Here is a 23,997-nt window from a genome sequence, read left to right as displayed (position 1 = left end):
CCACGCTAGACGTTTTCAAATTCGTCGAGCAGACGATTGTGTCTGTCGACCTCCTGGATCCGGGCTTCCGCCTCGGCTCCGGCCCGCGCAACCAGCATGCCTGTGATGGTTTCGATAAGCACGAGCGTGGCTGCGTAAGACGAGAAAAAGTGAGGACTATCAGTGCGTTGTATGAAGTGGTAAGTCGCGAATTGTAATGCCGGGAAAGTGTGGCTGTCGGTCAGGACAATCACTTGTGCACCATTTCCTGCAGCCACTTCGACCGCACGCACCGAACGGTGGGCATAAGGGTGTTTGGACAGGACAATGACCGTGTCTTCCGAGGTGATACTCGCAAGCGTGCTGCCCAGTGTCGCTCCGTTGCGTCCGGCAACAATCCACCTGTCGTCGAACCACTTCGCCAGATAGGCGAAATAGTCGGTGAAACCCGCAGAGGCGAGGGCACCGATTAGGATGATCTTTCGGGACTGGCTGAGCCGGTCGACTGCGGCGTGCAGAACCGCCGGGTCGATGTCGTCCACCAGCGCCTTGATGTTGTCGATGCAGGCGGAAACCTGGCGCGGCAACAAAGGCAGGTCGGCATCGGAGCGAAGCTTCCTGGCCTTGTCCTGAAACGTGTCCCGCCCCCGATGGCTTAATTCGTTCCGGGCCTGCTCACGCAACGCTTCGTAGTCGGAAAAGCCCAAGGCTCTGGCAAGTCTTGTGTAGCTTGCTGGTGAAACACCACTGGCCGATGCGATGGATCGCAGGCTGCGGGTGGCGATTTCCACTTGGTTTTCAGCAACATAGTCCGCCGCTGTCCGCAAAGCATCGCTCAACTCGGCATAATTGGCCGAAATGGCGGAACGCAGATGGGGCGGCGAAATGGTTTCCATCCGGTTACTGTTTCATTTGTTTTTTGCATTGTCAATTTGTGAAACAAATGTTTCGTGCGCGAAAACTTCCCGTGCCGCACGCACGTAATTCATGCGTGTTTTTTACACATGAAGGTCTCGTTGGAGATCGGAAGCTGCTGTCACAGAAAAAGAAACAGGCGCGGGAGCGCGCAGGTCGAAGGGGCTCCAAGGTGAGGGAACGGCTTCGGGAACAGGTGAGGCTAAAGGGTAGCCTCACCTGTTCGTCCTTTCGGCCGGAACTAGGCGGCCTGTAGCGTGTAGACGGAGAACCAGTTGTTCTCGTCGCTGTCGACGTCGGTAATCTGCCATCCCCCTTCGCGGGCGATGCCTTCGAAGGCGTCTTCGTTGTATTTGTGCGAGTTTTCGGTGTGAATGGTCTCGCCCTTCGCAAATGCAACGGTTTCACCGGCGATGGTCACCGTCTGCTGTGCCTTGCTTTCCAGGTGCATCTCGATCCGGCTTTCACTGACGTTCCAGACGGCTTTATGCGCAAAGGCGGCGAGATCGAAAGTGCCGTCCAGTTCCCGGTTGATCCGTTGCAGAAGGTTCTGGTTGAACGCCGCAGTGATGCCGGCCGGATCGTCATAGGCATCCTGCAGAACCTGGGCGTCCTTCGGCCGGTCCACCCCGATGATCAGGCTTGCTTCCGGCATGGCGGAGCGAATGTTCGACAGGAGGGCCGCTGCCTCTGATTTTTCGAAGTTGCCGATCGTGGAGCCGGGAAAGAAGATCAGGACAGGCAATTCAGGCAGCAAGGGGAGCTGACCGAAGGGCTGTGTAAAATCGGCGGCGACCGGAATGACAGCCAAGGACGGGTAGGCACGGCGAACCCGTTCGGCTGCGGCTTTCAGGTGATTGGCTGAAATGTCGATCGGCATATAGACGGACAGATCCGGAAAGGCATCCAGCAACAGGTCGGTCTTGCGGCTGGATCCGCTGCCAAGTTCCACCATTGCTCCGCGTGCCCCGGGAAGCCGGCGGTATTTCTTTGCGTTCCGTTCCAGGATCGAGATCTCGGTCCGGGTTGGATAATAGGCATCAAGTTCCGTGATCGCTTCGAAAAGATGCGACCCCACATCGTCATAGAGCCATTTGCTGCTGACGACCTTCCGGTCTTTCAGGAGCCCTGCAAGAATATCGTCGCGAAACAGATCTGCCTGCGCTTCAGGCGATACATGTTTGGTCATCATAGGTCTCCTGCCAGCCTCAGGCCGAGCATCTGCCAGCGTTGGTGTGGATAGAAGAACGTGCGGTAGGAGGCCCGCATCTGCTCCTTCGGCGTTGCGCAGGACCCGCCGCGCAGAACCATCTGGTTGACCATGAATTTTCCATTGTATTCGCCAATGGCCCCTTCGGGCGGTTTGAAGCCGGGATAGGGGCTGAAGGCGCTGCTGGTCCATTGCCAGACGTCGCCCCAGAGCCCGGGCCTGCGGCCAACCGGCAGAAAGGCTCCGTTTTCCAGAAAATTGCCGTCGATCAGGGTAGGCTCTGCAGCTGCTTCCCACTCCGCCTCCGTCGGCAGCCGGTGTCCTGCCCAACGGGCAAAGGCATCTGCTTCGTAGTAGCTGACATGGACAACCGGTGCGGCAAGGTCGACGGGCCGGGGGCCCTGCAAGGTGAAGGTCCACCATTGATCGTCCTGCTGCCACCAGTAGAGGGGACTGTCCCAACCGTTCTTTTCGCGAACGGCCCAGCCTTCCATCAGCCAAAGCGTCTGGTTGGAGTAGCCGCCGTCTTCCATGAAGGCGATCCATTCGCCGTTGGTGACGGGACGGTCCGCTAGTCGGTAAGGCTCCAGCCAGACCTTGTGACGCGGTCCTTCGCAGTCATAGGCAAAGCCGGTGCCGTCGTGGCCGATTTCAAGAAGGCCGCCGTCATAGGATATCCACTCTGCATCCTCTACCGCGCTCACCGGAGCCGGTTTCGCTTCGACATAGCCAGGCAGCAGAGGATTGAAGGAAAAGGCATGCAGAAGATCTGTCACCAGCAATTCCTGGTGCTGCATTTCGTGGTGACACCCGAGCGTGATCAGGTCTTCAAGCTTGTCCTGATCCAGCGAAAACGCGTTGCCGACCAGCCCTTCGCGCAGGGCGTCTTCCACGTGTGAGCGATATTCAAGCACGTCGTTCGCGCTGGGCCGCGAAAGCAGACCCCGTTTTGACCGGGTGTGCCTCGGCCCTGCCTGAACATAGTAGGAGTTGAACAGGACGGCGAAGCGATCATCACGTGGCTGATAGCCGGGCAGGGAAGGCTTTAGGATAAACTCTTCGAAAAACCAGGTTGTATGCGCCAGATGCCATTTTGGCGGACTGGCGTCTTCCATGGATTGCAGCCCCATGTCTTCAGCAGTAAGTGAAGCGGCGAGCGCAAGTGTTTGCGCTCTGACCTGATCGAACAGGTCCGTTACGTCGGAACGCGGTGCATCCTGCATCCGCCCATCCAGCAAAGTCATATATATCCCTCCACGCGGGAACCGGCTGCTGTGCCTCCAGCCGAACCTGTGTCTGCCACCAAGCGGACCTTAGATAGGCAGCGAACGTGACATTCCAATGCCGGAAATTGCGCCCACCCTGTGCGTAAATGCGCTGTCAAAGAGGTTGGTTGCATGGTGTTGATGAAAAATATCATTGTTTCATTTAATCTGCATTTGAGGTTTTATTGTTGGTAAATTCAACAAGTTGTTGAAAATGATGGTGTTTTTTTCGGGGTGCGATCATGTGGCTTCGGCGTTGTTGCCTGCTGGCATCCTGAATGAGATCTCCTGACAGGGTGTGTCAGGAGATACTGCAACCGCCTTTCACATTGATGTGAGGCGCAACGAAATCGTACGGAAACTGCTTAGGAAGCATCGCGAAGCTTCCGTGTTCCCCGTGCATCTGCGCCCTTGTTTAAAGCGCCTTCCGTCTACGGCCGAATGGGCTTGACGAATTTGGACGATTGTCCTAATTCTTGATTAGGTCAATTGTCCTAGGGGCGCGTTGGAGAAAGCAAGAGGAGGTGAATTTGGTGGCGGCAACTGAAACGCGGCAACAGATCATCGATGCAGCAGACGGCCTTTTCTATGCCCAGGGTTTTGCGCAGACGTCCTTTGCCGACATTGCCGCAGCGGTCAAAATCTCGCGCGGCAACTTCTATTATCACTTCAAGACCAAGGACGAGATCCTGGACGCGGTCATCGACAAACGATTGTCGGACCGCAGAAAGCTGCTCGCCAAATGGGACGAGACGGCGGACGGCGCACGAAACCGGATCGAGTGTTTCATCCGGATCGTCATCGTCAATCAGGCGAAGATAATGGCCTATGGCTGCCCCGTTGGCACACTGACGACGGAACTTGCCAAGATCGATCACCCCTCCGGGGACAGGGCGAACGAGATCATGGCTCTGTTTGGGGACTGGCTCGAGCAGCAGTTCCTCGAACTCGGCTGCGGTGAAAACTCCAGGGACAATGCCTTGCATGTCCTTGGCTGGAGCCAGGGCGTCGCGACGCTCGCCCAGGCGTTCAAGGACCCAGCCTATGTCGAGCGCGAGGTGTCGAAGATCCTGACCTGGCTGGACGGCATCGTGGCTGCAACGGATCAGAAACGCAGCCAGTAATCCCCCTTTTTGCCTTTCACATAAACTGGAATGGAGACGGATATGTTTGTCGTGACACTGACCTTTGCGGACAAGGCCCGAGCAGGGGAGCTGATGGAAGGTCACAAGGCCTGGATCCAGCGCGGCTTCGAGGAAGGATACTTCCTGATGGTCGGCAGTTTGCAGCCGAACCGTGGCGGCGGGATTCTGGCCCATGGCGCAAGCCTGGAGAAGCTGGAAGCTTTCGTTGCCGAGGATCCCTTCGTTGCGGAAGGCGTCGTGACCGCAGAAATTCTGGAAATCACCCCGGCACGTCTGGATGATCGTCTGGAGTTTCTGGCTGCCTGACCGCAGGAAGGTGTTCATGCAAGGGCAGAGCAGGTTGCCAGCAGCAAGCTTTTGGTGGCACATCGGTTACGCAAGTCAATCGATGGACACGGGGCGGCGCTCTCATGCGGCATGGCTCCGGGAGGATGTCAGATGCTCGAACTCAAGGGATCCATTCCCGCCCTTGTCACACCGTTCCGGGATGGAAACCTGGACATCGAAGCGCTCGAGCGTCTGGTGGAGTGGCACATAGCCGAGGGCAGCGACGGGCTGGTTGCTGTTGGGACGACGGGTGAAAGCCCGACTGTCTCCAAGATCGAGCATAAGGACATCATCAAGCGTGTCGTCGACCTCGTGGCTGGCCGCATTCCGGTTATTGCCGGCACGGGCTCCAACGCAACGGCACAGTCCCTCGACATGCTACAGCACGCAGAAGCCGTTGGCGCGGATGCGGCGCTGGTGGTGACGCCCTATTACAACAAGCCGAACCAGGCAGGGCTGCTCAGCCACTACAAGGTTCTTCACGACAACAGCGCGATCCCGATCATTCTCTACAATATTCCCGGGCGCTGCGTGATCGATATTCTGCCGGAAACCATGGCCGAGATGGCGCGCTGGCCACGGATAGTCGGCGTCAAGGATGCCACCGGCAGCATGGAGCGGGTCAGCAAACAAAGGGCCCTTTGTGGCAAGGCGTTTCTGCAGTTCAGTGCGGAGGATGCTGCTGCGCTGGGCTTCAATGCCCACGGTGGGCGTGGGTGTATTTCGGTGACCGCCAACGTGGCGCCGGGCCTTTGCGCGGATTTCCAAAGAGCATCGCTTGCCGAAAATCTCGACCTTGCCCGGGATTATCAGGATCGACTGTTGCCGCTTCATTCAGCGATGTTTCTGGAACCGCCCGCGGCCTGCGCCAAATACGCTCTGTCCAGACTTGGGCTTTGCAGGGAAGAGGTCCGTCTGCCACTGACTGCGGTTACCGAGGCAACGCGCCGAGAAATTGACAAGGCCATGGAAGTGGCCGGTCTTGAGATGATTTCTTAGGCCAGCTGAAGAAACAGGCGGGCCGCTTTCTTCACTCTGGCGGGCAAGGCGGGTTCTGGCTGATGTTTGAGCGCCAGGTTCAACCACCCGGCGGCTGCCGCCGGGCGGTTTCGTTCCATTCTATCCTCGCCGCGTCTTACTGAACGCGCGGGAAGAGCGTCTCGATTTCACCGAGATCGCTATTGCCTTCCAGCCGGTCGAGTTCCGGTTTCCACGGGCAGGCGATAGCCGGTGCGTTCAACATGGCCAGAGCCCTGTCGGCGGATGCCGGGATCACCTGGGTCAGCGCTTCCATGACGACACGCAGGCTGTCCAGCGTCACGTAGATCACTGTCTGGCAGCGCTCGCGGGTCTCTTCGTTCTTGATCAGATCCCAGGGAGCCTGCTCGGCGAAGTAGTTGTTCATTTCGTCGGCGACGGTGATGATCGACTGCACGCGCGCCGGAATTTCAGCAAGGTTGATCCATTCACCCATGCCCTTGGTCGCCTCAAGTACGGACTTGCGGATGGCCTCGTCCTCGGCTGACAGGGGACCTGGCGCAGGCAGCTTGCCGTCGAAACGAGCCTTGGAGAACTTCGCTGCCCGCGACAGCAGATTGCCGATCTTGTTGCCCAGTTCCGTGTTGTAGGACTGGGTGATGAAGTCGACCGAAATCTGGCTGTCGCTGTCCGCGCGCATGTGCCGTGCGAGGTACCAGCGCAAAGCATCGACACCCAGCTTCTCGATCACCTCGATCGGATCGACGACGTTGCCGATGGACTTGGACATCTTCACGCCGCCCGCACCAACCCAGTGGCTGTGCACGGACAGCTTCTTCGGCAGTGGCAGACCGGCGGCCATCAGCATGATCGGCCAGTAGACGCCATGCGGCTTGAGAATGTCCTTGCCGATCAGATGCTCGCATTCCGCCCACCAGCTCTCGTAGCCTTCTTCCGGCCAGTTGATGTTGGTGAGGTAGTTCGCCAGCGCATCGAACCAGACATAGGTCACGAACTCGGTGTCGAACGGCAGTTCGATACCAAGGGTCACGCGGGCTTTCGGCCGGGAGATGCAAAGATCTTCCAGCGGTTCGGACAACATCTGCTTCAGTTCGTTCTTGAACGCTTCGGGCTGAACGAAATCCGGATTGTCGGCAATGTGCTGCAGAAGACGCTCGCGGAACGGCTCCATCTTCAGGAAGTAGTTGGTCTCTTCCGTCTGCTCTACCTTCATGGTCGGGTGCAGCGGGCACTGACCGTCTTCGGTCAGATCGGATTCCTTCTTGAACTCTTCACAGCCCTTGCAGTAGGTGCCGGTGTAGTTCTTCTTGACGATCAGATCCTTGTCGAAGATCGACTGTTCCATACCGGCAACGGCCGTCTTGTGGCCTTCGCGGCTGGTGCGCACGAAATAGTCGTAAGCCACATCCAGCCGGTCGAAGACAGCCCGGAATTCCGCGCAGCGCATGTCCAGGTAGGTCTCGACGGACATACCTTCTTTTTCCGCCGCTTCCTGGTTCTTCTGCCCATGTTCGTCCACGCCGGTGGACAGCATCATGTCATACCCCAGCGCCTGCCGGTTGCGTTTCAGGATATCGGCCATCACGGACGTGAAGGCGTGACCGATATGCGGAGAACCGTTGACGTAGTAGATCGGGGTGGTGATGTAGCTTTTCATCCAAACGCTTTCGAAATGTTTGGGCGGAAACAAGTCCGGTCCGGCTTGTCACGGCGCATCGGCCGTTCCGCCAAAAGAGGTGCGAGCTATATTCCATACTCGCCCGCACAAGAAAAGCCCCGGCCCTTGAAAAGAACCGGGGTTTCACGTGCTGATATGGTGTGCCGGAAGGCTGATGAAAAGATCAGCCGATCAACCAGATCCCGCCGATGACGAAGAGCGCCAGAAACGCCGTTTGCGTGACGAGCATCCAGATGGCCGGACCGCCGACTTCCAGCAGTTTCGGAATTGACGTTTTCATGCCCACCGCCGCAATCGCGGCCAGCAGCGCCCAGCGGGAAACATGGCCGGCTGCATCCTTGGCAACCTGGGGAATGAAACCGAACGAATTGAGCGCGGCAAGCACCAGAAAGGCAACGACAAACGCCGGCATGATCGGGGGACGGGCGCTGCCCGGCTCGGAGCTCTTGCGCAGGATGAGCGCTGCGACCAGCACAATGGGGGCCAGCATGGTGACGCGGATGAGTTTGACAAGGGTGGAGAGGTCTCCGGTTTCCTCGGAGATCGAGAAACCTGCCCCCACGACCTGGGCGACGTCGTGAATGGTGCCGCCCAGAAAAACGCCGGTCGCATCCATGGAAAGGCCCAGATAGGAGCTGAGAATTGGATAGAAGATCATGGCAAGGGTAGAGAGCACCGTTACGGTGATCACCGTGAAGGCAAGATCGCGTTCGGCGTGCTCCCGCTTCGGCAGGATCGAGCCGATGGCCATGGCCGCAGAGGCGCCGCAAATGGCGACGGCTCCGCCGGTCAGGAACGAAAACAACCTGTCCCGCCCAAACAGCCCGCCGATCAGCAGAGAAAATCCGATCGTGGCCAGAACGCCGAGGATCACCAGCAGCAGAAACGGCAGGCCCAGTTGCTGCACCATTTCCACGCTGATGCGCACCCCAAGCAGGGCGACGCCGATGCGCAGCAGCGTGCGGGCAGCAAAGGCGATGCCTTCGCCCGTACGCTGTTCCTCCGACAGGAAATTCAGCGGCATGCCGAGCAGGATGGCCATCAGCATGGCCGGCGCACCATAGTGCTCGTTGAGGAACTGCGCCGCGATGGCGACAAGGCCGGCAATCGCAATACCCGGAAACAGCCGGCTTGCCCGGTCTTTCAATGGACTAACCATGAAAAGCTCTAGATCCTTGTTGATGTTTACCGGTCGACCGGAAGGCCGCTCGGGACCGTGGCAGGAATGCCAAAAGGCGGAGACGTAACAGACTGCGTTCCAGTCAGGCTTTTCAGGAAAGCCACAAGATCGGCAATCTCCGAATCCGATAAGGAGAGAGGTTCAATATCCCTGAAATGGGCCTGGCGCGCCAGTTCCCGGGCATCATTCCAGACCACGAAATCGATTGCGTCCAGCCAGGGTGCCTGAGGCAAGGCGGCGGTTTGCGGCTTCCAGGCTTTCAGCATCCCGTCCGGGTCGAGGTGATGCCGGATGATACCCTCGAGCGTGGGATAGGCGCCATTGTGCCCGTAGGGCGCCGTCAGCTCGACGTTCCGCAGCATCGGGGTCCGGAACCGGTAGGCATCTTCCAGACGGTCTGTCTCACCCATCACGCCAACATCGCGCACCATCGGATCGAACCTGCGCGTGCGGCCCGGGCCGAAGGGGGGAAGGCCAAGGGCGTGGAACTTCTGGTCGCTCAGCAGCTTGCCGGAATGACAGGACGCACAGTTTGCCTTGCCGTAAAAAAGAGCGAGGCCGCGTTGCTGGCCCGGTTCGAGAGCGCTGTCTTCTCCGGCCAGATATCTGTCGAACGGGCTGTCGATACTCTGCCACTCCACCGCCTGAAAGGCCGCCAGTGCATTGGCGATCTCCACGATGGTGACGGCTTCCGGCGTGTCGATGTGGTCGAAGGCCTCGACAAACAGGCGGCCGTATTCGGGGATAATGCGGACGCGCTTGGCCAGGATCGGCCAGGCGATGTCGATGCGGTCGTAGATGGCGCCGGCGACTTCGTTTTCCTTCGGATTGCCCGCCATTTCGAACTGGGCTGAAACCGGAAAGACGGCCTGGGCTGCGAGCAGGGAATTGAAGCCGGTGGGCAGCCATTCTTCCGCCGGAGAGTTGAAGCCGTTCTCGAAGGTGTCAGCAATGGACAGGCGGCCGTCGTGAAACAGGACGTGAAGCTGTTTTGCCCCCAAATTCCAAAGACCTGGGGCGTTTCGCGGAATCCGTTTCTTAATGCGGTTGTCACCGGTTCCGGCAATCCGCTTTGGGCCCAGCCCTTCACCGCCTTCGCCGATGCCGAGCGACAACCGGTCTCCGGTGCCAAGGGCTGGATGATGGCAGGTCGCGCAGGCGATATTCCTGTTACCGGAGAGGATCTTGTCGTAAAAAAGCAGCTGGCCGAGCGCTGCCTGCTTTCTGTCGAACGCGATGAAGTCGTCGTCCGTCAGAGGAGGCGGAAGTTCGGCGGAAAACGCTGGCGCCGACAGGCCGAACACCAGAGGGAGCAACCGCAAGACATGAAGACCACGCTGACCGCCGCTCTTCTCGCCCTTGGGCTTTGCACGGCAACCGCCCATGCGGAAATCGAAGCCGCGCGCGACCTGATGGAGGCCAATCGCTACGAAGAGGCGATGAAGGAACTCTGGCCGGCGGCGCGTTCCGGCAACGCGGATGCCGAAGAGCTGATCGGTGTCATGTACGCCATGGGTCTGGGTGTCGAGCGCGACGACCAGCGGGCGTTCGAGTGGTATCTCAGAAGTGCGATGAAGGGCCATCCCGGCGCCCAGTCCGGTGTCGGCTGGTACTACGAGGTGGGCCGTGGCCTGCCGGCTCCCGATCTCGTGCGGGCCTACATGTGGTACACGCTCTCCGCCATCGGGGGAGACCCCGATGCTGCGATCTCTCTCGAAGAGGTGGTCAAGAAGATGACCAGGGAAGAGATTGAAAAGGCGCATATCCTGGTCGGCGATTACAAGGTCTGGATGTATCCGTTCAATTGAAGGCGGCGGCCGCTACCGGTCAGGACCTGTGCAGGGGCCGTCGTTGTGCAGCGATAGCACGTGTCACGCCCTGTTGAGGCAGGGCGTGACACGGAGTTTCGTCAGTTCAGATCGGCAGAGCGATCAGCATCGATTTCGGCTTCGGCTGTTGCCACAGCTTCTTCCAGAGCGCCAAAGATCTCGCCGCCACGTCCGACATTGCCCTTGAACCAGTCATAGACCGGGGCTGCAGCTTCCTTGAAAGCTGCCTTTTCTTCCGGGGTCGGAACGTAGAGGTCGCCGCCACCGGCGACGAAGTCTTCATAGGCCTTGATCGACTTGCGCTTCGGCGAGGCGAAGGTTGCCTGCTGCAGGGCATAGAAACCATCCACAACGACGCGGCGCAGGTCTTCCGGCATGGACAGGAACTTCTCGTTGTTCATCCACCACAGCGCGCCCATGTAGGCGTGACCGTCGAGGGTGACGTACTGAAGACCCGCATCGGGGAACTTCATGCCCATGATGTCGGTGATGCCGTTCTTGGAACCTTCGACAACGCCTGTCTGAAGCGAGGTGAAGAGTTCCGGCCACGGGATCGGCGTCGGAGCAGCCCCAAGGGCCTTGACCAGTTCCTGCGGCAGATCGGCCACGACGGTGCGGATCTTCAGGCCCTTCATGTCTTCCGGCGTGGCGACACGGTGCTTGGTGTTGGCGAAGTTGCGCCAACCGCCGGTGTTGCCGATGGTCATCAGGCGGATGGTGTTGCCGGAGTCTTCCAGCGCCATGTCACGCATGGTGCGGGTGAACTGGCCGGACAGCACGTGTTCGGCAATCCGGTCGTCGCTCATCATGTAGGGCAGGTCGAGAACCTGCACATACGGGAAGATCCCGGCCGCACCGCCGGAGGTGGAGATGTAGATGTCGATCGCACCGTCGGAAATGCCCTGCAGGCATTCTGCGCCGTTGGAGCAAAGCTGGGTGCCGATGAACAGTTCAACTTCGATGGCACCGTTGGAGGCGGCTTCGACGAAGTTCTTGAAAACGACGAGGCCATCATAGTCTTCGTCGTTTTCGTTGGAGTTGGCGGTTGCACGCAGCGTGTAGTCCGCGGCAAGCGCGCTCAGCGACGATCCGGCAAGCATTGCCGCGACGGTGAGCGTTTTCAGTGCAGTTTTGAGCATGAGGTTCCTCCCTTTAAAAGCTCATAATCATTGGGCAAATCCGGTAAGACGCGGGATCGTCATCGAAAGTGCCGGAATATAGGTAATCAGGAAGATCACCGCGATCTCCACCGCCAGAAACGGCAGAATGGCCTTGGCAATGGTTTCAACCCGTTCTCTTGAAACCGAGGCCGCAACGAAGAGCACCAGACCCATTGGCGGTGTTGCCAGGCCGATGGTCAGGTTGACACTCATGATGATGGCGAAATGGATCGGATCGACGCCCAGGTTGACGAAAATCGGTCCAAGGATAGGCCCGAGAATGATGATCGCCGGACCCGCATCCAGAAACATGCCGACCACGAACAGCAACAGGTTGATCAGGAACAGCAGGATCAGCGGGTTTTCCGACAGGGTGAGGACAAACTCGGCCATGATTTCGGGCGCGTGGCTGAGGCTGACGACGGTCTTGAAGGCCATCGCCGCGCCGACCAGCAAAAGCACCACTGCCGAAGTTATGCCGGCCCTGTTCAGGACGCCCGGGATCTCGGACACCTTGATTGAGTGCAGAACGAAGAAACCGATGACAAGCGCATAGGCAACCGCGACCGCGGCCGCTTCCGTCGGTGTGAACACACCCAGCAGAATGCCGCCGAGAATGATGATCGGGGTTTGCAGCGGGGCGACGGCCTTCTTGCAGACAACCCGGAAATCCTCCGAGACGGCGCTTCTGAGGTTCCACAACAGGAAGTGGGAGACAACAAGGAAGACCACAAAAAGCAGCAGCGTGGTTGTGGTGGACAGGTCTTCGAACCCGGCAACACCGCCGATCAGCCCCGCAAGGGTGGTGAACAGGGCAGCCAGGTTCGCTCGCAGGACAACGAAGGAAAACCAGTACTCGACCGGTGCCAGGGTCTGGCCGGGATTGACGATCCTCTGGGCTTTGGGAAGATCGTACTTGTTGGCCATGACCTTGACCATCAGCATCAGACCGATGCCGACCATGACGCCGGGCACGATGCCGGCAAGGAAAAGCGCGGCAACGCTTTCGCCCATCACATAGGCATAGATGATCATGATGCCCGATGGCGGAATGATCGGTCCGATGACGGAACTCGCTGCAGTGATCGCCGCCGCAAAGCGTCTCGTGTAGCCCTGTTTCTCCATCGCCGGGATCAGCATGGACCCGAGGGCGGAGGTGTCGGCAACTGCCGAACCTGACAGACCGGCAAAGAGCATCGACGACAGGATGTTCACATGCGCGAGGCCACCGCGCAGATGCCCCATCAGAGCCTGGCTGAATTCCACCAGCCGCAAGGTGATGCCACCCTTGTTCATCAGCTCGCCTGCGAGCATGAAGAACGGAATCGCCATCAGAGGAAAACTGTCCATGCCATTGTAGACGTTGCGGTAAAGCAGCGTGATGTCCTTTTCCTGCCCGTTCAGCCAGAGCAGAAGGCCAGGGGCAGCCAGAAGGCCGAAGAAAACCGGCAGTCCGATCAGCAGGAAGACAAGAAAGACGGGGAGGAACCAGATCAGCATCAATCAGCTCCTGCCATGTCGGGGTCGGGGATGGCCGGCAATCGGTCGCTGCCGCCGAAGTTGGCGATGATGTTCCGCAGGATCAGTTCGATGTTGACGAGTGTCAGCAGGAAAACCCCGACGAGGATGGAAGCCATCATCCAGCTTCGTGGGACGCGGATCCATTCGCTGAAGGAAAGATTGCCCGGCACATAGAGGGAAGCGGTCGCGAAACGGCCTCCGAAGCCCGTAACCTCGGAATATCCGATCTTCAGGGCGACGACGAGCACCACAAGAGAAATCAGCAGGAGGAACAGCGAAATGGCGCTGCCCAGAAAGCGGGGCAGGGAATGGGTGAACATGTCGATGGCAACAAAACCGCCTCTTCGGAACGCGGTTGGCGCCATCAGTCCCGTCATCCAGAGCATGCAGAAACGGGCTGCTTCGTCCGGCCAGGGCAGGGCATTGTTGAAGACATAGCGGCACACGACCTGCACAAGGATCGCGATCACCATCAGAGCCACGGCGACGATGCCGATGCCCCGTCCAATCCGCAACAGCAGCGAATTGACGAAGTCGAGCGGTGCGAGGACCGCCAGCAATATGCCCATCCGGGCTCCTCCCTGGACCAACCGGTTGCCATGTACGCGAACATGAGAACCGGAAAGCTGATCTCGTTTAAAGTGGCGAAGCAGTCTTCTGCGATCTCCTGACACAGAACAGAAGGCCTGTCACTTTCCTCCTCAACGGGCCGCTTGTCGCCCCGTTTTTCGCCCTTATTTTGGGGCGGTTTGTCCGAGTTTGCCTGCGTAAAACGTCAGGGCTTCTCCCGAGCGCATCTCCGCCTGCAGAACATGCCCCAGAACGATCAGATGATCGCCGCCTTCATAGGCGGTGAACCTCCTGCACTCGAACCGGGCGAGGCAGTTTTCGATCAGCGGCACACCGTTGTCGTCGATCGTGTAGGGAAGCTGATCGAAGGCATGGGCATTGCGCACGAAACTGCTGCAGACTTCCGCCTGTTCGTGGCTCAGAACGTGGATGGCGTAATGTTCGGCGGTTTCGAAGTAGCGGAACCTGCGCGCCCCCTTGTCCGGCATCCACAGCACCAGCGGTGGCTCCAGAGAGACGGAAGAGAAACTGTTTGCGGTAATGCCGACAGGGCCGTCGGCCGATCCGGTTGTCACCACGGTAACGCCGGTGGCGAATCGGCTGAACGCATCGCGCAACAGGCGCGTGTTTTCGGCATCCGGTTCGAAGGTAACGGTATGATTGGCATTCTGCATGGTCATCATGGCACCTCTGTTCCAAGAGCCGCCTCGTAAAGACGGTACCAGGTTTCGCGATCCAGGTTGACTTTCAGCGCATCGGAGATCTGCGCGATGCGCTCCAGATTGTTGGTGCCCATGACCGGCAACAGCTGCGCCGGATGAGCCAGCAGGAAGGCGACCGCGATTGCGGACCGGTCGACACCGGCCTCCGAAGCGATGTCATCCATGACTGTACCCAGCTTTCCGCTTTCGGAAATAAGCGAGCCGCCGCCGAGCGGAGACCACGCCATCAGCCTGGTGCCGAGACGCTGGTGGAACGCCAGGTCGCCATTGGTGAACGGCGAGATTTCCTTCAGCGAGATCTCGATCTGGTTGGTCGCAAGCCGGTTCGACATGGCCGACTGCAGCAGTTCCCAATCCCAGGGGCGGAAGTTGGAGACGCCGACGCTGCGCACCTTGCCGCTCTTGACCAGATCGTCGAGCGTCGCTCCGGTCTCGTGATGGTCCATAAACGGATCCGGGCGATGGATCAGAAGCAGGTCGATGGTCTCGATGCCCATGTCGGTGAGGGACGTCTCGACGGACTTTTCGATATGAGCGCGCGAGGTGTCGTAATGTTTCACCCTGGCATCGGAATACCGTCCGGCCGGCGCGACGATGTCGCATTTGGTGACGATTTCCATCTGGCCACGCAGGGACGGATTGGCTTTCAGTGCCCCGCCCAGCACGGCTTCCGCGGTGTACCCACCATAGATGTCTGCCTGGTCGAAAGTGGTGATGCCCTGGTCGAGGCAGGTCTGGATTTTCCGTTCCACATGGGCGGGCGAGGTGTCGCTGTCGTCGCCGATGCGCCACATGCCGTAGATCAGGCGGGAGAATTCCAGGGTGTCAGAAAGTTTCACGCGATCCATTAGCGGCGCACTCCTTTGCCGAGCGGCGTTGCCGGGGTTTCTGCCGGGACACGGCCGTAGGCGTGCGGCAGGGAACAGGTTTTCAGGTTCGGCAGAACCCGCGCTCCGAAATGCTTGGCTTCTTCCAGATGCGGATAGCCGGAGAAGATGAAAGCGCGGATGCCCATCTTCTGATAGGCCTCGATCTTTGACATCACCTGATCGGTTGAGCCGACCAGCGCAGCGCCGCAGCCGGACCTTGCCCGGCCGACGCCCGTCCACAGGCTCGGCTCGATATAGCCGAATTCATCAGCGATCTCGCGGTTCTTGGCTTGGTGGCTTACCCCAAGAGACTTGGCGTCGAGCGCCCGCTCGCGGATGGCTGTTCCCTGAACTTCATCGAGTTTTGAGACAATGTAGTCGGCGTATTCCTGCGCTTCCTTCTCGGTGTCGCGCACAATCATGTGCACGCGCAGGCCATAGTCGAGGGTCCGGTCGTATTTTTCGGCAACTGCGTTGACCGCCTTCATGCGGCCTTCCAGTTCTTCCATCTTTTCCGGCCACATCAGATAGACGTCGCAATGCTGTCCGCACAGGTCCAGCGCATCTGGCGAATACCCGCCGAAATAGAGCAGGGGTCCACCGGTCTGGTAGGGGCGCACCGGATCCGTGGTCAGGCCCTTGAAGTTGTAGATCTGGCCTTCGTGGTTGATCTCGTCCCGGGTCCAGGCCTGCTTCAGGATTTCCACCACTTCCCGCGAGCGCTGATAGCGATAGCTGCTGTCGGCCTGTTCGCCGGGAAAGTCGGACGAGATAATGTTGACCGTCAACCGGCCTTCAAGCATGTGGTCCAGCGTGGCAATGGTCCGTGCCAACATGATCGGCTGCATCTCGCCGCAGCGGACGGCCGCAAGCAGGTTGATCTTGTCGGTGATCGGTGCGCAGCCGGCGACGAAGGACAGTGTGTCCTGGCCGACCTGATAGGAAGACGGGCACAGAATGTTGCGAAAGCCCTGCTGTTCGGCTGTCTTGACGATGGAGGAGCAATGCTCCCAGGAGGACCGCAGGTGGCCTTCGGGGACGCCCAGAAACTGGTAGTCGTCGGAACACAATGCGGCGAACCAGGATACCTCCGCTGCATCGAGATCCGGTGACGTTACTGGGACTACGGTCATGAAGTGCCTCCCTTGGACCAACTTGTCGAAAAGCGAAACCGGCGTGCGTCACCTGAGGCGCGATTGAGGTTTCGCTATTTTCGTTTGTTTTCGAATGGCTTCATTCTGCCTTCGATTTCTTCTTGCATATCACCCGGTTTGATGTAAATCAATAGTGTATCAATTTTGAAAACGAGACCTTCGAACCGTCATGCCAACCGCCTCGCAAACCTCGACCGCGTTGCCGTTATACGTGCAGATAAGCGAGCTTTTGATCAGGGATATCGCGTCTGGTCGGCTGATCGACGGAGAGCGCTTGCCGCCGGAACGGGAGATGGCGGAGGAGCTTGGTATCTCTATCGGAACCCTGCGCAAGGCACTTGCCGATCTTACGCAAAAGGGCTTACTCGAGCGGATACAGGGGTCGGGAAATTACATACGCCAGGGCGGCACGCATGAAAGCGTCTACGCCATGTTCCGTCTGGAGCTTCTGACTGGCGGAGGTCTGCCGAAAGCGGACGTTCTTGACGTGCAGCGCATGGACAAGCCCGACGACCTGCCAGCCTTCGGCACCAGCGTGCAGGGCACTCGCATCCGGCGTTTGAGGTTTCTCAACGATGTGATGATCGCTGTCGAGGAAATCTGGCTGGACGGGGACGCTGGTTTCGTCCGCCGCGAGCTCCTGTCCGATTCTCTCTACCGCTTTTACCAGAAACACCTGGGGTTCTGGATCGTGCGCGCGGAAGACCGGGTCACCATAGGTGCGCTTCCGGACTGGACGCCTGACATCTTTCAGAAGACGCCGGGCACCTTCACTGGATTTATTGAACGGTTCAGTTGGGCGGATCGCCCCAAACCGGTCGAATATTCGCGAACCTGGTTCGATACGGACCGGGCGCATTACGTGCAGCGTTTGAAGTAGGTGGACAGGGAAAGCCACCACGCATGGAGGACTGAATGCCTGCAAAGGTAAGATATGGCGTCATTGGCTGCGGGATGATGGGGCGTGAACACCTGCGCAACATTGCACTCCTGCCGGACACCGAAGTGACGGTGATCTTCGAGCCGGACGCCGGAATGGCGGAAGCTGCGGAACTTTTTGCGCCCCGGGCGCAGTTCGTCGGATCCGTTTCGGAGCTGCTGGACGTGGAAGATCTGGACTGCATCCTGATTGCCAGCCCGAACCACTGCCATGTACCGCAGATGGAAGAAATCCGCCGCAAGCGTCCGCTGCCGCTTCTCGTCGAAAAGCCGCTCTTCACCGATCCGAAGGACGTTGCCGAATTGGAGGCTTTCAAGGCGTCCTATCCGGCGCCTGTGTGGGTGGCGATGGAATACCGCTACATGCCGCCGATCGCCGCGCTGATCGAGCAGGCGGAGCCTGCCACCGGCGGCATCAAGATGCTGACGATCCGCGAACACCGCTTTCCGTTTCTCGACAAGGTCGGCGCATGGAACCGGTTCAACCGCTATTCAGGCGGAACATTCGTCGAGAAATGCTGCCATTTCTTTGATCTCATGCGGCTTATCATGAAATGCGAACCCGTCCGTGTGATGGCCTCCGCCGGGCAGGACGCCAACCACAAGGATGAGATCTACGACGGCGAGCAGCCGGATATCCTCGACAACGGTTATGTGATCGTCGACTTTGAAAACGGTTCCAGGGCCATGCTGGAACTGTGCATGTTCGCTGAAGGCGCCCGGTATCAGGAAGAGGTTTCGGCGGTCGGTCCGGAAGGCAAGATCGAAGCCTTCGTACCGGGCCCCGGCCGCTTCTGGCCCGAACACCTCGGCGAGCCGCCGGTTCCCCAGCTCGTCGTGTCGCCAAGATACCCGAAGGGCCCGCGTCAGATCGACATTCCGGTCGATCCGCTGATCCTCGACGCAGGCGACCACAACGGCTCAACCTTCTATCAGCACGAAGGCTTCGTTGCGGTCGTGCGTGGTGAAAAGCCGGCACCTGAAGTGACGCTGGAAGATGGATGGCGGGCCGTGGAAATGGGGTTGGCGGCGCAGCAGTCTGCCCGGACAGGCCAAGCCGTCACGCTGCGGGCCCAGACGCTTTCATCCGTCGCCTGCTGACAAGCCGGTTCTCCTCCGGATACCTGGCCGGTGCGACGTCCGTCGTGCCGGCCTTTTTCATTTGCACCGGAGATGAGGTCTCGGCTTACCAGCGTTCCTTCGGCAACAGGGACTGAACGTTGTTGGAACTGAAGCCGTCACGTCCGCGGCGCATGTTGATCGCACGGATCGGTACCTTGTATTCACGGCCGGTATCCGTCTTTTTGCATTGCTGCTTTCGGTAAGCGAAGTTGTCCGGCACGTTCCTGTGGTTTTGCACCAGGACGCAAAATAGGTCGTAGCGGCCGTTCACATCGATGTTCCGATGCGCTCCCTGAGCGACAATCACCTGCATGTGGCGTGTGAAGCCCTTGTCGAAAAGCAGAAAATTGCAGTAGGGCTCGGTGCCCTTGGGTGTCCGCGTGCTCTCACAATAAAAGACCTCGGCCCTGGCTTCCTTCGGACCGGCTGGCGGGAAGGCGCCGATCGACACAATCCCCGCAAGAACGGCTGGCAGAGCGAAGCGTTTCAACATTCCAATAAACTCCTGGTCGAAATGCGGTTTTTTTCAACGTGATCTTGCGGATTGAATATCACTCAAACTAAGATTTGGCGGTGACGACCCTCACAAGGAATAGGCGTTACGGCAAATTTCTGTTTGTTGCGGGGCCAGGCAGGCTCCGGAAGCTACGCAGACACATGCACTGACATTGACAGAGCTGGTCGAACCGGCCCCTGGGAGGTCCAAATGCGTAAGTCACTCTCCGTTCTATTGTCTTCAACGTTGATTTTGCAAACGGTTTTCATCAACGGGGTGCTTGCCGCGCCTGCCGTCACGACGGCCAACGTCAATTTCCGGCAAGGCCCGGGAACGAACTTCGGTTCCCTCGGAACCGTCCCCTCCGGCACGCAGGTCGAGATGGAAGACTGCGACGATAGCGGCGCCTGGTGTTCCATCAGCTACAACGGTCAGAACGGCTTCGTCAGCGGCCAGTATCTTCAGCTCAGCGAACCGGAACAGACAACCGGCTGGCCCCGGTCCTTCCAGACCGACGCTGGCGCCACGCTGGTGCTCTATCAGCCGCAATTTACAGAGTGGGACAACTTCAAGACGCTGAAGGCGCTCGTGGCCGCGGAATACATCAAGGACAAGGATACCAAGCCGGTGTTTGGCGTAATCGGCGTCAGCGGCACGACTGTGGCAGACACCGGCAAGAGCGAAGTGGATATCAATCAGCTTCAGGTGACGGAGCTGGATTTTTCGGCACTGGACCGGCAGTCGCTCACCGACCTGTCACTTCAGGTCGGCAAGATCATGCCAACCGGAACAATCACGGTGAAGGAAGACCGGATCACCGCCGGCCTTGCCGAATACAAACGCATGGACGATGTCCAGGGCCTGAATTCGGAAGCACCACCGATTTTCATCTCCACCGAACCGGCCATTCTCGTGCAGACCGAAGGCGCGCCGATCTTTGCGCCCGTCAAGGGCGACCAGGGCCTCAGCTTCGTGGTCAACAGCAACTGGGACATTCTGAAAATCGACGAGAGCGGGGAGCTTTATCTTCGCGATGAAAAGTCCTGGATGAAAACCAAGGATGTGTCCGCCGGTTGGCAAGCAGTCGACAAGTTGCCGGATCTGATCGGATCTCTGCCCGATGACGACAACTGGAAGGAAACCAGGGAAGCGATCCCGGGCGAACCGTTTGCCGACAACGCGCCGCCGAAGGTGATCTATTCCGACAAACCGGCGGAAATGATCGTCTTTGACGGCAAACCTGCGCTGGAACCGGTAAAAGGCACCGATCTTGAGTGGGCCTCCAACACCGACAGCGATGTGTTCTTCCTGAAATCCACGTCCACCTGGTACATTCTCGTCTCCGGACGCTGGTTCAAGTCTGCCTCGCTCGAAGGGCCATGGACGTTCACGACACCGGACATGCCGTCTGATTTTCAGAACCTGCCGGAAGATGCACCTTACTATTCTGTCCGCTCCTCCATTCCGGGCACTTCGGAGGCCTCTCAGGCCAGGCTGAAAGCAAGCATTCCGACAACTGCCCGTGTCGAGGTCGGTTCCGTCAGTGCGGACGTTTCCTATGCGGGCGATCCGGAATTTGAAAAGATCGACGGCACGTCGATGTCCTATGCAGTCAATACCAGCGACCAGGTCATCCAGGTCGGCGCGAAGTACTACGTGCTGCAGAACGGTGTCTGGTTTGTCGGGGACAGTCCACAGGGGCCGTTCACCGTCGCAACGGCCGTGCCGGACGAGATCTATACCATTCCGCCGTCTTCCCCGGTCTACAACACCACCTATGTTCGCATCTACGACAGCGAGCCTGGTGCGGTCTGGTACGGGTATACGATGGGCTATCTGGCCGGGTTCCTGTCCTGGGGCGTCTTCGTCTATGGCACCGGATATTATTACCGGCCCTGGTATCGCCCGGGTCTGCGTCCCATCTACTTTCCACGACCCGTAACCTATGGCATCGGTGCTTTCTATAACCCGGTCCGGGGCACTTTCGGCCGCTACGGTTACGCCTATGGACCGCTGAGAGGCATTGCCGGAGGCGGTATCTACAATCCCCGTACCGGCGGCTATATCCGCGGCGGCGCCATCAGCGGGCCGCGCGGCAGTGCCGGCTTTATCAGCGCGTATAATCCGCGTACCGGCAACCGCGTCGTGGCTGGTGGGGCCAGGGGCATTTATGGCTCCTGGGGTGGCAAGGTCGTAAGCGGGCCGGAATGGTCGCGCACGCGTGATGTTCAGGCGAGCACCGTCCAGCGCTGGAAAAAGGACGGCAATCTCGGCCAGGTGGCCAACCTTGATCGCCGGGGTGACGTCTTCGCCGGCCGGGACGGCAGCGTTTATCGCCGTGACGGAGATACGTGGCAGAAATTCCAGGGAGGCCGTTGGGATCAGGTTGCCGCACCATCCCGCGACGCAATCCGGGATCGTGCGGGTGATGTCAGCGCCGGACTGGCTGGCGGTGCGATTGGTGCCGGGGCAGGGGCCGCCCTTGCCAACCGACCGTTGGGCGACAAGGCACAGAACCGGCCCAACGTTCAGCGCCCGACCAACCTTCCTGCCGGCCAGCGACCGAAAGTTGAGCGTCCCAATGTTCAACGTCCCAGTGTTCAACGTCCAAATGTGCAAAGGCCGGCGGAGCGTCCCAATGTGCAGCGGCCGAGCGTCCAGAAGCCAACTGTGCAGCGCCCTGCGACCCGTCCCGCCACGCGTCCGGCAGCGCGGCCCCAGGCGCCTGCACATTTGAGCCGGGATCAGCGGGCCAGAACGGCCGGCAACCGGCAGGTCAACCGTCAGCGCAATGTTCAGCGCTCACGCCCGCAGGCGCGGCCCCAGCGTTCTGGCGGTGGTGTGCGCAGGGGAGGCGGCGGACGCCGCCGCTGAGGCTCTTTAAATTGGAAGATCGCGGGCGTCCGCGATCGATTCCATGGTCATGTACGACGTGACCGTATCCAGGTCGACCTTCTCGATCAGGCGCTGATACACCCTGTCGAAGGCATTCATGTCTTCGGCAACGACTTTCAGCATGTAATCGTAATCACCGGCAATCCGGTAGAAATCGATCACGTTCGCAATGGCAACCACTTCGCTCCGGAACCTCTCCAGCCATTCCTTGGAGTGATGCCGGGTCCGGATCATCACGAAGACGGTGAGGTTCAGCCCGATCCTGGCCGGATCCAGCCGGATCGTGTGCCCTTCGATCAAACCACTGTCATAGAGTGCTTTCAACCGGCGCCAGCAAGCGTTCTGGGAAAGGCCAACCGTATCTGCAAGGTCGCGTTGCGACAGGCGGGCGTCCCGTTGCAGGGCGCGCAATAGCGCGCGATCAATTTGATCGAATTTTTTCTCCATATTCGATCAAATGACACAATTTCAGAAGTATGACAATCGAATAAGGTGAGGAAATCACATACAAAGTGGTCGTATGATCCGGAAAAGACGTTTCGGAGCATATGATGACCCACAAAACTGGCACCGCACTCGATCATTTCATCGAGGATCTGAAGGCCCCGGATCTGATCTCCCGCTTGCGGGCGGGATTGATCGGCGAGGGGAAATCCGTCTCCGGTCCGTACGGTGAGCGCGAGCTGATCTATGCCGACTACGTGGCCTCCGGACGCGCCTTGCGCCAGATTGAGGAGTTCGTTCTGGAAGACATCCTGCCGGTCTACGCCAACAGTCACACGGAAGCCTCCTACTGCGGCAGTGCCATGACGCGGATGCGCGAGGCAGCGCGGTCTGAAATCGCGCGCATTTGCGGGGCAGATGACACCTATGCGACCGTTTTCTGCGGCTCAGGTGCAACGGCGGGGCTCAACCGGCTGGTGCATCTTCTTGGCGTTTCCGAAGCGGCTGAGCGGGGTGAGAATCCGCTCGTCGTGATCGGGCCCTACGAGCATCATTCCGACATTCTGCCATGGCGTGAAAGTGGGGCTGAGGTTGTCGAGATTAACGAAGCAGAGACTGGCGGTCCTGATCTTGCCGAACTGGAAGATGTGCTGCGCAACGCAGGCTCCGGTCGACTGATCGTCGGTGCGTTTTCCATGATGTCCAACGTAACCGGCATCGTTACCGACGACGAAGCGGTCACGCGGTTGCTGAAGCGCTACGGCGCTCTCAGCGTCTGGGACTGTGCAGGCTCGGGTCCGTATCTGCCGGTCGACATGAAGGCCGGGACGGATGCGCAGAAGGATGCCGTTGTCGTCTCGCCACACAAGTTCATCGGCGGACCTGCCGCCTCAGGTATCATGATCGTGCGCAAGGACGCCGTCAGCAAGGCAACACCGGTCTTTCCGGGAGGCGGCACCGTGCGTTTCGTGTCGCCCTGGGCACATGACTACTCCGGCAATCTTTCCGCCCGCGAGGAAGCGGGAACACCGAATGTCATTGGCGACATCCGCGCAGCCCTTGCCTTTCTGGTCAAGGAAGCCATCGGACAACAGGTGATGGACGAGCGGAATGCCGCCTGGCGGGCGAGGGCGCTGGCCGTCTGGCGCAACAATCCGGCCATCGAAATTCTTGGAAACGACAAGGCGTCGCACGTGTTGCCGGTGTTCTCGTTCCGTGTGCGTGATCTGGAGCGTGGAGGTTATGTCCACCAGCAGCTTGTCACCCGTATGCTGTCGGACCTTCATGGCATTCAGGCGCGCGGCGGTTGCGCCTGCGCGGGGCCTTATGCTCACCGGTTGCTGGATATCGGACCGGAACAGTCCGAAGCGCTGCGGACAGGCATTCTTTCCGGTGAAGAACTGAAGAAACCCGGCTGGACACGGCTCAATTTTTCGGTGCTCATGACAGAAGACAAGGCGGACAGGATCATTGCCGCCGTTGATGAGCTGGCGTTGCATCCCTATCCGGCCGCGGACGATTACGCGTGCGATGAAACCACCGCCCGGTTCAAGGCAATGCAAGACGCAGCTTGAAGGA

At 59.2% G+C, this 23,997-nt stretch carries 22 protein-coding genes; 8 read left to right on the top strand and 14 right to left on the bottom strand.

What is annotated here, in order from left to right; genetic code table 11:
- Positions 1 to 5: 5 nt before the first annotated feature.
- The 3 genes from AC2A6O_RS03285 to egtB all read right to left on the bottom strand — a co-directional run bounded on the left by AC2A6O_RS03285 (position 6) and on the right by egtB (position 3,348).
- Positions 6 to 875 (bottom strand): MurR/RpiR family transcriptional regulator, encoded by an 870-nt coding sequence (locus AC2A6O_RS03285; RefSeq protein ID WP_498925709.1) that lies wholly within the window; start codon positions 873 to 875, stop codon positions 6 to 8.
- Positions 876 to 1,135: 260 nt separating this feature from the next.
- Positions 1,136 to 2,083, bottom strand: a complete 948-nt coding sequence (gene egtD / locus AC2A6O_RS03280; protein ID WP_498925708.1) for an L-histidine N(alpha)-methyltransferase — start codon at positions 2,081 to 2,083, stop codon at positions 1,136 to 1,138.
- On the bottom strand, positions 2,083 to 3,348 hold the full coding sequence (gene egtB / locus AC2A6O_RS03275; protein ID WP_498925707.1) for an ergothioneine biosynthesis protein EgtB: 1,266 nt from the start codon (positions 3,346 to 3,348) through the stop codon (positions 2,083 to 2,085). The genes egtD and egtB overlap by 1 nt, the downstream gene beginning before the upstream one ends.
- 554 nt (positions 3,349 to 3,902) lie before the next feature.
- Here egtB and AC2A6O_RS03270 point away from each other — a divergent pair.
- The 3 genes from AC2A6O_RS03270 to dapA all read left to right on the top strand — a co-directional run bounded on the left by AC2A6O_RS03270 (position 3,903) and on the right by dapA (position 5,840).
- Positions 3,903 to 4,493, top strand: coding sequence for a TetR/AcrR family transcriptional regulator (locus AC2A6O_RS03270; RefSeq protein ID WP_498925706.1), 591 nt, complete (start codon positions 3,903 to 3,905; stop codon positions 4,491 to 4,493).
- A 42-nt stretch (positions 4,494 to 4,535) separates the two neighbouring features.
- Entirely contained in the window at positions 4,536 to 4,820 is a 285-nt protein-coding gene (locus AC2A6O_RS03265; RefSeq protein WP_498925705.1) for a YciI family protein, read from the top strand.
- A 132-nt stretch (positions 4,821 to 4,952) separates the two neighbouring features.
- Positions 4,953 to 5,840 (top strand): 4-hydroxy-tetrahydrodipicolinate synthase, encoded by an 888-nt coding sequence (gene dapA, locus AC2A6O_RS03260; RefSeq protein ID WP_148584398.1) that lies wholly within the window; start codon positions 4,953 to 4,955, stop codon positions 5,838 to 5,840.
- A gap of 136 nt (positions 5,841 to 5,976) precedes the next feature.
- Here dapA and metG read toward each other — a convergent pair whose 3' ends face one another.
- The 3 genes from metG to AC2A6O_RS03245 all read right to left on the bottom strand — a co-directional run bounded on the left by metG (position 5,977) and on the right by AC2A6O_RS03245 (position 10,020).
- Positions 5,977 to 7,497: a methionine--tRNA ligase gene (gene metG / locus AC2A6O_RS03255; protein ID WP_498925704.1), complete on the bottom strand. Its 1,521-nt coding sequence runs from the start codon at positions 7,495 to 7,497 to the stop codon at positions 5,977 to 5,979.
- A 184-nt stretch (positions 7,498 to 7,681) separates the two neighbouring features.
- The gene (locus AC2A6O_RS03250) at positions 7,682 to 8,677 is read right to left on the bottom strand and encodes a YeiH family protein (protein ID WP_148584396.1); all 996 of its coding nucleotides are present in this window, start codon (positions 8,675 to 8,677) and stop codon (positions 7,682 to 7,684) included.
- Between the two features lie 26 nt (positions 8,678 to 8,703).
- On the bottom strand, positions 8,704 to 10,020 hold the full coding sequence (locus AC2A6O_RS03245; protein ID WP_498925703.1) for a cytochrome-c peroxidase: 1,317 nt from the start codon (positions 10,018 to 10,020) through the stop codon (positions 8,704 to 8,706).
- Positions 10,021 to 10,023: 3 nt separating this feature from the next.
- Between AC2A6O_RS03245 and AC2A6O_RS03240 the strand changes: the two genes are divergently transcribed.
- Positions 10,024 to 10,506: a tetratricopeptide repeat protein gene (locus tag AC2A6O_RS03240; RefSeq protein WP_148584395.1), complete on the top strand. Its 483-nt coding sequence runs from the start codon at positions 10,024 to 10,026 to the stop codon at positions 10,504 to 10,506.
- A gap of 101 nt (positions 10,507 to 10,607) precedes the next feature.
- Here the strand turns inward: AC2A6O_RS03240 and AC2A6O_RS03235 are convergent, their stop codons facing one another.
- The 6 genes from AC2A6O_RS03235 to AC2A6O_RS03210 form a co-directional block, all read right to left on the bottom strand.
- The gene (locus tag AC2A6O_RS03235) at positions 10,608 to 11,666 is read right to left on the bottom strand and encodes a TRAP transporter substrate-binding protein (RefSeq protein WP_498925702.1); all 1,059 of its coding nucleotides are present in this window, start codon (positions 11,664 to 11,666) and stop codon (positions 10,608 to 10,610) included.
- 27 nt (positions 11,667 to 11,693) lie between these two features.
- Positions 11,694 to 13,187: a TRAP transporter large permease gene (locus AC2A6O_RS03230; RefSeq protein ID WP_148584393.1), complete on the bottom strand. Its 1,494-nt coding sequence runs from the start codon at positions 13,185 to 13,187 to the stop codon at positions 11,694 to 11,696.
- Complete coding sequence (locus AC2A6O_RS03225) at positions 13,187 to 13,777, bottom strand: TRAP transporter small permease (protein ID WP_148584392.1); 591 nt, start codon at positions 13,775 to 13,777, stop codon at positions 13,187 to 13,189. The genes AC2A6O_RS03230 and AC2A6O_RS03225 overlap by 1 nt, the downstream gene beginning before the upstream one ends.
- A gap of 165 nt (positions 13,778 to 13,942) precedes the next feature.
- Positions 13,943 to 14,458 carry a flavin reductase family protein gene (locus AC2A6O_RS03220; protein ID WP_162855051.1) on the bottom strand — a complete coding sequence of 172 codons (516 nt, stop codon included), beginning with the start codon at positions 14,456 to 14,458 and terminating at the stop codon, positions 13,943 to 13,945.
- Positions 14,458 to 15,348, bottom strand: a complete 891-nt coding sequence (locus AC2A6O_RS03215) for an aldo/keto reductase (RefSeq protein WP_498925701.1) — start codon at positions 15,346 to 15,348, stop codon at positions 14,458 to 14,460. The genes AC2A6O_RS03220 and AC2A6O_RS03215 overlap by 1 nt, the downstream gene beginning before the upstream one ends.
- Positions 15,348 to 16,502, bottom strand: a complete 1,155-nt coding sequence (locus AC2A6O_RS03210) for an LLM class flavin-dependent oxidoreductase (protein WP_498925700.1) — start codon at positions 16,500 to 16,502, stop codon at positions 15,348 to 15,350. Before AC2A6O_RS03210 ends, AC2A6O_RS03215 begins: the two co-directional genes overlap by 1 nt.
- Before the next feature lie 190 nt (positions 16,503 to 16,692).
- Between AC2A6O_RS03210 and AC2A6O_RS03205 the strand changes: the two genes are divergently transcribed.
- Both AC2A6O_RS03205 and AC2A6O_RS03200 read left to right on the top strand, forming a co-directional pair.
- Positions 16,693 to 17,403 carry a GntR family transcriptional regulator gene (locus AC2A6O_RS03205; RefSeq protein ID WP_498925699.1) on the top strand — a complete coding sequence of 237 codons (711 nt, stop codon included), beginning with the start codon at positions 16,693 to 16,695 and terminating at the stop codon, positions 17,401 to 17,403.
- 35 nt (positions 17,404 to 17,438) lie between these two features.
- Positions 17,439 to 18,563, top strand: coding sequence for a Gfo/Idh/MocA family protein (locus AC2A6O_RS03200; RefSeq protein WP_498925698.1), 1,125 nt, complete (start codon positions 17,439 to 17,441; stop codon positions 18,561 to 18,563).
- A gap of 85 nt (positions 18,564 to 18,648) precedes the next feature.
- Here AC2A6O_RS03200 and AC2A6O_RS03195 read toward each other — a convergent pair whose 3' ends face one another.
- Positions 18,649 to 19,077: a hypothetical protein gene (locus tag AC2A6O_RS03195; protein WP_148584386.1), complete on the bottom strand. Its 429-nt coding sequence runs from the start codon at positions 19,075 to 19,077 to the stop codon at positions 18,649 to 18,651.
- A 213-nt stretch (positions 19,078 to 19,290) separates the two neighbouring features.
- On the opposite strand from AC2A6O_RS03195, the gene AC2A6O_RS03190 reads away from it, so the two are divergent.
- The gene (locus AC2A6O_RS03190; RefSeq protein WP_498925697.1) at positions 19,291 to 21,954 is read left to right on the top strand and encodes an SH3 domain-containing protein; all 2,664 of its coding nucleotides are present in this window, start codon (positions 19,291 to 19,293) and stop codon (positions 21,952 to 21,954) included.
- Between the two features lie 6 nt (positions 21,955 to 21,960).
- On the opposite strand, the gene AC2A6O_RS03185 is transcribed toward AC2A6O_RS03190, so the two are convergent.
- On the bottom strand, positions 21,961 to 22,422 hold the full coding sequence (locus AC2A6O_RS03185) for an Lrp/AsnC family transcriptional regulator (protein ID WP_498925696.1): 462 nt from the start codon (positions 22,420 to 22,422) through the stop codon (positions 21,961 to 21,963).
- A gap of 101 nt (positions 22,423 to 22,523) precedes the next feature.
- Between AC2A6O_RS03185 and AC2A6O_RS03180 the strand changes: the two genes are divergently transcribed.
- Positions 22,524 to 23,993, top strand: coding sequence for an aminotransferase class V-fold PLP-dependent enzyme (locus AC2A6O_RS03180; protein ID WP_498925695.1), 1,470 nt, complete (start codon positions 22,524 to 22,526; stop codon positions 23,991 to 23,993).
- Positions 23,994 to 23,997: the final 4 nt, after the last annotated feature.

The sequence above is a fragment of the Labrenzia sp. ATLA3 genome (genome assembly GCF_057180185.1).
This window is presented reverse-complemented; position numbering and strand designations above follow the sequence as displayed.

Excerpts from the sequence above, each read along its gene's own strand:
- AC2A6O_RS03250 (WP_148584396.1), bottom strand. The coding sequence starts at position 8,677 with ATGGTTAGTCCATTGAAAGACCGGGCAAGCCGGCTGTTTCCGGGTATT.
- AC2A6O_RS03205 (WP_498925699.1), top strand. The coding sequence starts at position 16,693 with ATGCCAACCGCCTCGCAAACCTCGACCGCGTTGCCGTTATACGTGCAG.
- AC2A6O_RS03195 (WP_148584386.1), bottom strand. The coding sequence starts at position 19,077 with ATGTTGAAACGCTTCGCTCTGCCAGCCGTTCTTGCGGGGATTGTGTCG.
- AC2A6O_RS03210 (WP_498925700.1), bottom strand. The coding sequence starts at position 16,502 with ATGACCGTAGTCCCAGTAACGTCACCGGATCTCGATGCAGCGGAGGTA.
- AC2A6O_RS03185 (WP_498925696.1), bottom strand. The coding sequence starts at position 22,422 with ATGGAGAAAAAATTCGATCAAATTGATCGCGCGCTATTGCGCGCCCTG.
- dapA (WP_148584398.1), top strand. The coding sequence starts at position 4,953 with ATGCTCGAACTCAAGGGATCCATTCCCGCCCTTGTCACACCGTTCCGG.
- AC2A6O_RS03225 (WP_148584392.1), bottom strand. The coding sequence starts at position 13,777 with ATGGGCATATTGCTGGCGGTCCTCGCACCGCTCGACTTCGTCAATTCG.
- AC2A6O_RS03220 (WP_162855051.1), bottom strand. The coding sequence starts at position 14,458 with ATGACCATGCAGAATGCCAATCATACCGTTACCTTCGAACCGGATGCC.
- AC2A6O_RS03265 (WP_498925705.1), top strand. The coding sequence starts at position 4,536 with ATGTTTGTCGTGACACTGACCTTTGCGGACAAGGCCCGAGCAGGGGAG.
- egtD (WP_498925708.1), bottom strand. The coding sequence starts at position 2,083 with ATGACCAAACATGTATCGCCTGAAGCGCAGGCAGATCTGTTTCGCGAC.
- AC2A6O_RS03230 (WP_148584393.1), bottom strand. The coding sequence starts at position 13,187 with ATGCTGATCTGGTTCCTCCCCGTCTTTCTTGTCTTCCTGCTGATCGGA.
- AC2A6O_RS03240 (WP_148584395.1), top strand. The coding sequence starts at position 10,024 with ATGAAGACCACGCTGACCGCCGCTCTTCTCGCCCTTGGGCTTTGCACG.
- metG (WP_498925704.1), bottom strand. The coding sequence starts at position 7,497 with ATGAAAAGCTACATCACCACCCCGATCTACTACGTCAACGGTTCTCCG.
- AC2A6O_RS03190 (WP_498925697.1), top strand. The coding sequence starts at position 19,291 with ATGCGTAAGTCACTCTCCGTTCTATTGTCTTCAACGTTGATTTTGCAA.
- egtB (WP_498925707.1), bottom strand. The coding sequence starts at position 3,348 with ATGACTTTGCTGGATGGGCGGATGCAGGATGCACCGCGTTCCGACGTA.
- AC2A6O_RS03215 (WP_498925701.1), bottom strand. The coding sequence starts at position 15,348 with ATGGATCGCGTGAAACTTTCTGACACCCTGGAATTCTCCCGCCTGATC.
- AC2A6O_RS03235 (WP_498925702.1), bottom strand. The coding sequence starts at position 11,666 with ATGCTCAAAACTGCACTGAAAACGCTCACCGTCGCGGCAATGCTTGCC.
- AC2A6O_RS03285 (WP_498925709.1), bottom strand. The coding sequence starts at position 875 with ATGGAAACCATTTCGCCGCCCCATCTGCGTTCCGCCATTTCGGCCAAT.
- AC2A6O_RS03180 (WP_498925695.1), top strand. The coding sequence starts at position 22,524 with ATGATGACCCACAAAACTGGCACCGCACTCGATCATTTCATCGAGGAT.
- AC2A6O_RS03200 (WP_498925698.1), top strand. The coding sequence starts at position 17,439 with ATGCCTGCAAAGGTAAGATATGGCGTCATTGGCTGCGGGATGATGGGG.